Source organism: Duganella callida (assembly GCF_004614165.1).
GTDB lineage: Bacteria > Pseudomonadota > Gammaproteobacteria > Burkholderiales > Burkholderiaceae_D > Rugamonas > Rugamonas callida.
Window position 1 is genome coordinate 1 of sequence record NZ_SPVG01000050.1, and the last position, 9,841, is coordinate 9,841.

The window sequence follows — 9,841 nt, forward strand, 5'->3', positions numbered from 1 at the left end:
TAGCGCATGCTACGGCTGGGCTCGTGTGCGATTGGCAGAACTGACCCCGGATTTTTTGTTGCTATACTGCTCGGCGCCGTTCAACCACTTCACCATGAGACATGAATAAGACTCTGATCGCGCTCGCCATCCTGAGCACCGCCGCCCATGCCGATGAGGGCATGTGGATGCCGCAACAGCTGCCACAAGTAGCCAAGGAACTCAAAGCCGCCGGCCTGAAACTGGATCCCGCCACCCTGACCAAGCTGACCGAGTTCCCCATGGGCGCCATCGTCAGCCTGGGCGGGTGCTCGGCCTCCTTCGTTTCGCCGCAAGGCCTGGTCGCCACCAACCACCACTGCGTCTACGGCAGCGTGGCGCACAACTCGACACCAGAACGCAATCTGCTGGCCAACGGCTTCCTCGCCCACAACCTGGGCGAGGAACTGCCGGCCGTGCCGGGCACCCGCATCTTCGTCACCAAGGCCGTGACCGACGTCAGCAAGCAGGTGATCACACCGGAAGTGGCCAAGCTCAGCGGCAAGGCGCGCAGCGATGCGATCGAGAAGAATCAGAAAACCCTCCAGGCCGACTGCGAGAAGGATGCCGGCCACCGCTGCACCGTCTCGTCCTATTATGGCGGCCTGGAGTTCTATCTGATCAAGCAGCTGGAAATCCGCGACGTGCGCCTGGTGCATGCGCCGCCGGAAGGCGTCGGCAAGTTCGGCGGCGATACCGATAACTGGATGTGGCCGCGCCACACCGGCGACTACGGTTTCTACCGCGCCTACGTCAGCAAGGACGGCAAGGCCGCCGACTACAGCAAGGACAACGTTCCCTACGTGCCGCAGCATTATCTGAAGCTGGCCAGGGAAGGCGTGAAGGAAGGCGATTTCATCATGGTGCTCGGCTACCCCGGCCGCACCAACCGCCACCGCCTGCCGTCGGAAGTGGCGTTCACCTTCGACTGGTCGTATCCGGCATTCGTCAAGCAATCGGCCGAAAACCTGGCCATCATTGCCGACACCACCAAGGACAACAAGGACACCGCGCTGAAGTACGCTTCGCAGGTGGCCAGCATCAACAACTACTACAAGAACCGCCAGGGCATGCTGGACTCCTACGCCGGCAGCGATATGCTGAAGCGCAAGACCGCCGAACACGAGGCGCTCAAGCAATGGATCAACGCCGATGCCAAACGCAAGACCGAGTACGCCAGCGACATCGACGCGGTGGAAAAGCTGATCGCCCAGCGCGACGCCGACACCAAGCGCGATTACTATTACGCCTCGTCCAAGCCGCGCCTGCTGAACACGGCGCGCGTCCTGTACCGTCTGGCCAACGAGAACACCAAGCCGGATACCGAGCGCAAGTCGGGCTACCAACAGCGTGACGTGCCGCGCATCAAATCGTCGGTGGACGCGCTGGTGCGCAATTACGACGAGAAGGTCGACAAGGCGCTGGTGCTGAACAGCCTGGCCAAGTACGCCGCGCAGCCGGCCGCGCAGCGCCACGCCGCTTTCGACGCGGTGATCGGCATCAGGGACGGCATGAGCAAGGCCGAGCTGCAAGCCGCGCTGGACAAGATCTACGCCGGCAGCAAGCTGGGCGACGCCGCCGAGCGCAAGGCCTGGCTGGAGCGCAAGCCGGAGGACTTCAAGGCCAGCAACGACAGCTTCATCCAGGCCGCCGTCGCGCTGTACGGCCCGGACCTGAAGGAAGAAGCCGACGAGGAAGAACTGGGCGGCAAGCTGCAGCAAGCCTATGCCAACTACATGAAGGCCAAGATCGCCTACATGCACAGCAAGGGTCAGGCGGTCTACCCTGACGCCAACAGTACCTTGCGCGTCACCTTCGGCAAGATCGCCGGCCGCGATCCGGGCGCCGACGGCACCACCTGGAAAGCCTTCACCACCGTGCAGGGCGTCGCCGCCAAGGCCACCGGTCAGGGCGAGTTCAACGCGCCCGCCGCGCAGCTGAAGGCGATCAAGGACAAGGACTACGGCAAGTACGCCGATCCGGTCCTGAAGACGGTGCCGGTGGCCTATCTGGCGACGCTGGACATCACCGGCGGCAATTCCGGCTCGGCCGCGCTGAACGCCAAGGGCGAGTGGATCGGCCTGGCCTTCGACGGCACGCTGGATTCCATCATCTCCGACTGGGACTTCAACAAGGCCATGACGCGCGACATCCAGGTCGATCTGCGCTACATCCTGTGGAACATGAAGCACGTCGATCACGCCGACAACCTGCTGAAGGAAATGGGCGCCGAATAAGCGCCGCGGCCCCCAGCCCTAGCCACGCCGCCGGAAAGCGGCGTGGCTTTTTCTCTGGATGGGTTACAGTGTGGCTTCCGCCCACCCACCATCAGGAGATGTCATGCCCGCGAAGAAAATCGCCGTTGTGATCGGCAGCTTGCGCAAGGATTCCCTCAACCGTAAATTCGCCCACGAACTGATCGCGCTGGCGCCGACGTCGCTGAGCTTCGAGATTGTCGAGATCGGCGAACTGCCGCTGTACAACCAGGACCTGGAAGAACATGGCGCCACCGCGCCGCAGGCGTGGACGCATTTCCGCCAGCGGATCAAGGATGTCGACGGTGTGCTGTTCTTCACGCCCGAATACAACCGCTCGGTGCCGGCGCCGCTGAAGAACGCGATCGATGTCGGTTCGCGCCCCTACGGCAGCAGCGTGTGGAGCGGCAAGCCGGCCGGCATCATCAGCGTGTCGCCCAGCGCGATCGGCGGCTTCGGCGCCAATCACCATTTGCGCCAATCGATGGTGTTCCTCGACATGCCGCTGCTGCAGCAGCCGGAAGCCTACATCGGCGGCGCCGCCAACCTGCTCGGCGACGACGGCAAGCTCAACAACGACAGCACGAAACAGTTCCTGAAGAAGTTCGCCGACACTTACGCCGCCTGGGTGGAAAAGCACGCCAAACAGTGATCAGCGCCGGATCGCCTTGAAGGCATAACCGGCTTCCGTCAGCGCGGCCGGCTTGCCGACCGGCCCTGCGGCGCGCTTCAGCGTCACCAGTTCAGGGCTGTGGCGGGCCGGCAGCAACAGCAAATCCGCCCCCGGCAAACGCTGCGCCAGTGTCAGCGCCTCGGCGTCGTCCTGGCGCTCGCAACTGACATACACGCGGTAAGACGCGCGGCTGTTGCCAAGCTCCAGCATGAACCCCGCCACCCCGACCGTGCGCGCAGCGCCGGCCATGGCCGTCACCCGCAACCGCGTATTGCTCTTGCGCGCATCCAGCGTCTCCCAAGCCTGCATGGGATACAGTTGCAGTCCTTCGCCGCGGAAAGTGATGGTCTCGTTTGGTGCCTGCGGAATGATGACCGGCCGCGCGCCGCGCATCGACATCGCCGGCCCCAGACCGAAAAAGTGGCCTGGCGCCGGCGGCGTCACCAGCACCAGGTCGGCTGCCGGCCACTTGGCGGCGGCTTCCTCGCTGTAGGCCTGGGTGTCGGCATCGACTGCCAGGATGCTCAGTCCTTGGAACCGGATCAATGTCAGTCCCGGCCCCGCCAGCTGCACCCGCCCCTGCTCCATGCCCGCCGTGGCCGCGCCGCCGCCCGGCAGTTCCAGCACGTGGCGCGGCCCGATTTGCGCAATCCCCCAGCGGCACCCCAGCGCCAGCAATATCACCACGATCACCGCCCGCAATCCGTAATTCATGCCGCTCTCCCGTGCGTGAACAGGAAACCAGTAGACCACCGGCGCCGACGCTTTGCCTTGAAGCAACGCAACAAGCGAGGGCAGGCGCTCAAAAAACAAGCACGGGTGATACAATTCCGCCCTCGACAGGGTGGCTTATCCAGCCCGCCTTTCTCCTCTACCCTCTGAGATCCAGACCATGCACCCAGACATGCCGACACCTTACGAAAAAGGCAATCAAAATCAGACCACCACCTGGAGCGACTGCATCGCCTTCTACGAAGAACTGGCGCAGCGCTTCCCGCACGTGCTGCGGTTTGAACAGATCGGCGTGTCCGACGGCGGCATTCCGGTGCATGCGGGCGTGGTCAGCGCGGACGGCGTACATGACCGCAGCCAGATCAAGGCCGAAGGCCGCCCGGTCTTCTTCAACAACAACGGCATCCATCCCGGCGAACCCGAAGGCGTGGATGCCTGCATGGCCATCGTGCGCGACCTGTGCCACGACACGGCCAAACTGGCGGCGCTGGGCCGGACCGTGCTGCTGTTCGTCCCGCTGTACAACGTCGACGGCGCGCTGAACCGCGCCAACACCTCGCGCGTCAACCAGGACGGCCCGGAACAATTCGGCTTCCGCGGCAACAGCCGCCACCTGGACCTGAACCGCGACTTCGTCAAGTGCGACACGCTCAACGCACGCCTGTTCAACCAGCTGCTGACCAGCTGGGATCCGGACGTGATGGTCGATACCCACACCTCCAACGGCGCCGACTATCCGTACACCATGACCCTGATTCACACCCAGGCGGACAAGCTGGGTTACGGCCTCGGCCCCTTCCTGCGCCAGACCATGCTGCCGCACATCTATAAGGAGATGGAAGCCAGGGGCTGGCCGACCTGCCCCTACGTCAATCCGGTCAAGGACACCCCGGATGACGGCATCGCCGAATTCCTGGAAGTCCCGCGCTTTTCGACCGGCTTCGCCGCCCTGCACCACGTGATCGGCTTCATGCCGGAGACGCACATGCTCAAGCCGTTCAAGGACCGTTACGATTCCATGCGCGCGCTGCTGGACGTGACCATGGCCTTCACCGTCACCCATGGCGAACAAATCCGCAAACTGCGCGCCGAAGCGAAAGAGCAGGCAGCCAGCGCGAAGGAATGGACCGTGGCCTGGAAGATGGACGAAGCCAACCCGTCGACCTTCCGCTTCAAGGGCTATGCGGCCAAGCGCAGCGCCAGCCTGCTGGGCAACTACCAGCGCCTGTCCTACGACCGCGGCCAGCCATGGGAAAAGGACATCGCCTACTACAACAGCTTCGTGCCTGCCGCCACCGTGCGCGCGCCGAAAGGCTACATCGTGCCGCAGGCGTGGCGCGAAGCGATCGAGCGCCTGCAGTGGAACGGCGTCGAAATGGCACGCTTCGACGAAGCATCGACGGTGGAAGCGCAGTACTACCACATCGCCTCCGTGACTTCTCGCCCCAACGCCTACGAAGGCCACATGTACCACGACGAGGTGCAGCTGGAAGCGCGTACCGGCAGCTTCACCGTGCAGCCGGGCGACTACTTCATCCCGCTCAAGCAGGCCAACGCGCGTTATGCCGTCGAGACGCTGGAACCACAGGGCCACGACTCGTTCTTCCGCTGGGGCTTCTTCAACAGCGTGCTGGAAAAAAAGGAAGCCTATTCCGACTACGTGTTCGAAGACCTGGCGCTGGAAATGCTGGAAACCGAGCCTGAGCTGAAAGCGAAATTCGAGGCCTGGAAGGCGGCCAATCCCGCCCTGCTGTCCGACCAGGACGCGGTGCTGGGCTTCATCTTCGCCAACGGCAAGCTCCACGCCGAGCCGGAATGGCGCCGCTACCCGGTGCTCTCCGTCTTCTAAACAGTCGTTCCCTGCGTTGTACAACGTGCGCACCAAGGCGATCCCGCGGTGCGCATGCAAGCTGCCCACAAGGCCATAGCCATGCATTACGCGCTCAATCTACGCACCTTCTTCTACAGCCATTATTTTTACCTGGGCCTGCGCTTCGCCGGAGGCCTGATCGGCGTGACCCTGCTGACCTTGCAGTTCGCCGACATGACCGTCGCCATGACGGTCTGCATCGGTGCGCTCTGCACCGCGCTGATGGACATGCCCAGCCCCCTGCGCCACAAGTTCAACGAGATGAGCGCCTCGGTCCTGCTGTGCAGCGCCGTCACCCTGCTCATCAGCCTGTGCGCGCCGTATCACTGGCTGCTGATGTTCATGCTGGTGGCGGTCAGCTTCGCCGCGTGCATGATGGTGGTCTACGGCCGCAAGTCGATGCCGCTGCAGCTGGCCACCCTGTTCATCATGACCATGTCGATGGAACACGACATGAGCGTGCGCGAATCCTTCATCCATACCGGCCTGTTCACGCTGGGCGCGGTGGCCTACCTGGCCTACGCCATGGGTATCTCGTGGATACTGCGTCATCGCATCAAGCAGCAGGTGCTGGCGGAGGCGCTGTTCGAGCTGGCCGCCTACATCGACATCAAGGCCCACTTCTACGATACCGATAAAGACCTCACCGAACAATTCAACCAGTTGATACGCCATCAAAGCCTGCTGGCCGACCGCCAGCAGGCGTCGCGCGACCTGATCCTGCGTTCGCACAACAACGCCAAGGATGCCATCGTGGTGCAGACCCACGTCTGCATGCTGGACCTGTATGAGCTGATCCTGTCCACCCACACCGACTACGCGCAACTGCGCGCGCACCTGGCCGATTCGCCGGTGATGAAAACGCTGCACGACCTGGCCTACAAGGCCGCGCGCGACATCGAATCGGTGGCTTATGACGTCACGCGCAAGAAGGCCTCTTATCCCGAGATCAGCTACGAACCGGAACTGGATGCCATCGAAGCGGCGCTGGCCGCGCTTCAGCAGCGCATCGACGCGGGCGAGCCGCAGCAGGAAGCACTGGCCGTGCTGCGCGCCCAGCGCAACAAGATCCGCGCCATCATCAGGATGATCGGCGAGCTGCACCAGGCCAGTCAGAAAGCCTACGACACCACGCCGTTCTGGGCCGACGCCGACATGGGGCCGTTCCTGTCGCAGCAGAAGTACGAGCTGCGCATGATCCTGTCGCACCTGCGCTGGGACTCGCCCATCTTCCGTTTCTCGCTGCGGGTGGCGATGGCGATTACGGCCGGTCTGGGTGTCGCCTGGCTGCTGCCGTATGCGGCGCACAGCTACTGGATCGTGCTGACCATCGTGATCATCCTCAAGCCCAGCTTCAGCATGACGCGCCAGCGGCGCCGCGACCGCATCGTCGGCACCGTGATCGGCTGCGTGATCACGGCGCTGATCCTCAAATTCCTGAACTACCCGGCCTTCATCCTGGCCGCCCTGGTGCTGTCGACGGTGGCCATGCCGACGTTCGTCTACCTGCGCTACCGCTACGCCGCGATCGCGGTCAGCGTGATGATCCTGTTGCAGATGTATCTGCTCGCGCCGGACAACCATCACCTGATCATGGAGCGCCTGATCGACACCTTCATCGGCGCGCTGGTGGCGACCGCGTTCAGCTTCGTGCTGGCGAACTGGGAATATCAGTCATTGCCTCAGCTGGTGCGCACGGTGCTGGAGGTAAACCTGCGCTACATGCAGGCCAGCTTCGATCTGCTGCAGGGCAAAGGCAAGGACGATTTCGCCTACCGCATCGAACGCAAGCGACTGATGGACAGCCTGGCGGCGCTGAGTTCCGCGCTGGTGCGCATGCTCGACGAACCGGCACGCAAACAGCGTGCGGTGGAGGACGTCAACCTTTTCATCGTGCAGAACTACCTGCTGGTGGCGCACGTGGCCGCGCTGCGCGCGATCCTGCGGCGGCACACGAAGGAACTGCCGGTGGCGCAGGTGAATGCAATGCTGGGCGAAAGCCACGGCCAGGTGGTCGAGGTGCTGACGCATGCCCTGGGTGCAGGCAACGGCGAACACGCGCAGGTCAGCCAAGCGGGCCAGGCAAGCGGAGACGCGCTGATGTCCGCCGCCGCCTTGTCCGCGCAGGACGCCCCCGCTGCCGCTTCGGCGCTGGTGCCGTGGTCCGGCTGGCCGCTGGTCCAGCGCCGCATCCGCCTGCTGCAGGCCGATGCGGTCCAGATCATCACCCACCGCGAAGCCATCCTGCGCGACATCGCCTGAACAGTCATTCCCGCGACGGCGGGGCATGACATGCTGGCGCGATGCCTGCTAACATGGCTGGCATGACGACGCCCGCCTCCTCCTTCAGCACCCGCGACCTTTTATCCGCCCTCGTGGTCGTGATCATCTGGGGCACCAATTTCGTGGCCATGAAAATCGGCCTGCGCAACCTGACGCCGTTCCAGCTGGGCGCCGCGCGTTACGTGTTCGCGATCCTGCCGCTGATCCTGATCGTCAAGCCGCCCAAGCTGCCGGCCAAGTGGGTCATCGCCTATGGCCTGAGCCAGGGCGTCGGCCAGTTCGGACTGCTGTTCCTGTCGCTGAAGATCGGCATGTCCGCCTCGCTGGCCTCCGTGATCCTGCAGACGCAGGTCTTCTTCACCGCCATCTTCGGCTTCGTGCTGCTGAAGGAGCACGCCAGCCGCGCGCTGATCGCCGGCCTGATGCTGGCGGCGCTGGGCCTGGGCTGCTTTGCCATGAGCGCCCTGCAATCGGCCAGCGCGGCCGACATCACCCCCGCCGGCTTCGTGCTGTGCCTGAGCGGCGCCGCCATGTGGGCGGTATCGAACATCGTGGTGCGCCGCGCGCAGAAGGCGACGCCGGAATTCAACGTCATCAGCTTCATCGTCTGGTGCGGCGCCGTCCCCATCGTGCCCTTCATCCTGCTGTCGCTGGCTTTCGACGACCCGGCCACGCGCTGGCAATGGGTGGGCGCGCCGTTCGCCACCTGGGCGGCTGTCGCCTTCATCGGCTGGATGTCCACCATCGTCGGCTATGCGATGTGGACGCGGCTGCTGAAGCGCCATCCGGTCAACCGCGTAGCGCCGTTCAGCCTCGGCGTGCCGGTGATCGGCATTGCTTCCGGCATGCTGGCGCTCGGGGATGTCATCAACGGCTGGCAGTGGGCCGGTGTCGCGCTGATCGTCATCTCGCTGATCTGCACCATGTTCGGCGGCCGCTGGCTGGACCGCAACGCCTGATCAGGCGGCGAAGCAGACACGATTGCGGCCCGTCTCCTTGGCGCGGTACAGCAGCGCGTCGGCCTTCTGCAGCATCGCCTCCGCCGTGCCGGCCGCCAGATCGGCATATACGCCCATGCTCATGGTGACCTTCAGCTCCGGATGCACCTGGTGCCAGGGGAAGGATTCGATGATGACACGCAGCTTGTCGCATAGCGCGGCAGCCTGCGACAGCTCGGTCTCCGGGAAAGCGATCACGAACTCCTCGCCGCCGTAGCGCGCCACCAGATCGCTCAGGCGCATTTGGCTGCGCAGGATTTCGCCCACCTGGCGCAGCACCGCGTCGCCGGTGGCGTGCGAGAAGTTGTCGTTGATGCGCTTGAAGTGATCGATATCGCCGATCACCACCGCCAGCGGGCGCTTGTGGCGCACCGCATGGCTGAACAGCGACGACGCCTGCTCGTCGAAATGACGTCGGTTGTGCAGCTTGGTCAGCGCATCGCGCACGCTCAGTTCGCGCAACTGCTCGGCCTGCGCCAGGATGGTCTGGTGCGATTCGCTCAGTTCTTCGTGGCTGCGCGCCAGTTTCTCGCTCATGGCGTTGAAGGCCCGGGCCAGTTCGGCCACTTCATCCCGACCCTCTACCGGCACGCGCTGCAGCAGCGAGCCGCCGTGCATGGCGCGCACGGCGCCGGTCAGATGACTGAGCGTGCGGCCCAGGCTGCGGCTCAACAGCAGCCCCAGGAGAATTGCCAGCACCGCCGCGCCGCTGACGCCGAAGCATAGCGCGTCGCGCATGGCGTCCAGGTATTGTTGTTCTTCGCGGCTCGGCGTGAGCACGCCCTCGGGCGAGACATAGGCGGCGATGCGGCCCTGCACCTCGACCGGACGCGCATCCTTGCGCGCCGCTGCCGGCAATGGCTGGCCCTGCTCATAAACGCCCGCGCCCAGCAGGACCCGGTAGTTCCGATCGGCGAGAATGAAGTGGTACGGCGGTTCGCCGCGCCTGCCGTCCCTCGGCCCCGGCCCGTCGTCGCGCGGCGGCGCCTCGCCCGGTGGCGGACGGCGGCCT

General features: G+C 64.5%; 7 protein-coding genes. 5 read left to right on the forward strand and 2 right to left on the reverse strand.

Features of this window, described 5'->3' with window-relative positions; translation table 11 throughout:
- Window positions 1–101 precede the first annotated feature (101 nt).
- Window positions 102–2,255, forward strand: coding sequence for a S46 family peptidase (locus tag E4L98_RS05450; protein WP_135200556.1), 2,154 nt, complete (start codon window positions 102–104; stop codon window positions 2,253–2,255).
- Window positions 2,256–2,358: 103 nt separating this feature from the next.
- Window positions 2,359–2,925, forward strand: coding sequence for an NADPH-dependent FMN reductase (locus tag E4L98_RS05455; protein WP_135200557.1), 567 nt, complete (start codon window positions 2,359–2,361; stop codon window positions 2,923–2,925).
- Here the strand turns inward: E4L98_RS05455 and E4L98_RS05460 are convergent, their stop codons facing one another.
- Window positions 2,926–3,660: a hypothetical protein gene (locus tag E4L98_RS05460; RefSeq protein ID WP_135200558.1), complete on the reverse strand. Its 735-nt coding sequence runs from the start codon at window positions 3,658–3,660 to the stop codon at window positions 2,926–2,928.
- A gap of 178 nt (window positions 3,661–3,838) precedes the next feature.
- Here E4L98_RS05460 and E4L98_RS05465 point away from each other — a divergent pair, with 178 nt between their 5' ends.
- The 3 genes from E4L98_RS05465 (at window position 3,839) to E4L98_RS05475 (ending at window position 8,790) form a co-directional block, all read left to right on the forward strand.
- A complete protein-coding gene (locus E4L98_RS05465; RefSeq protein ID WP_135200559.1) occupies window positions 3,839–5,527 on the forward strand; it encodes a M14 family zinc carboxypeptidase in 1,689 nt (562 codons plus the stop codon).
- Between the two features lie 81 nt (window positions 5,528–5,608).
- Window positions 5,609–7,810 carry an FUSC family protein gene (locus E4L98_RS05470; RefSeq protein WP_135200560.1) on the forward strand — a complete coding sequence of 734 codons (2,202 nt, stop codon included), beginning with the start codon at window positions 5,609–5,611 and terminating at the stop codon, window positions 7,808–7,810.
- Between the two features lie 62 nt (window positions 7,811–7,872).
- Entirely contained in the window at window positions 7,873–8,790 is a 918-nt protein-coding gene (locus E4L98_RS05475) for an EamA family transporter (protein ID WP_371857196.1), read from the forward strand.
- Here the strand turns inward: E4L98_RS05475 and E4L98_RS05480 are convergent.
- Window positions 8,791–9,841, reverse strand: a 1,051-nt coding sequence (locus E4L98_RS05480) for a sensor domain-containing diguanylate cyclase (RefSeq protein ID WP_135200562.1), incomplete at its 5' end; no start/stop codon positions are given.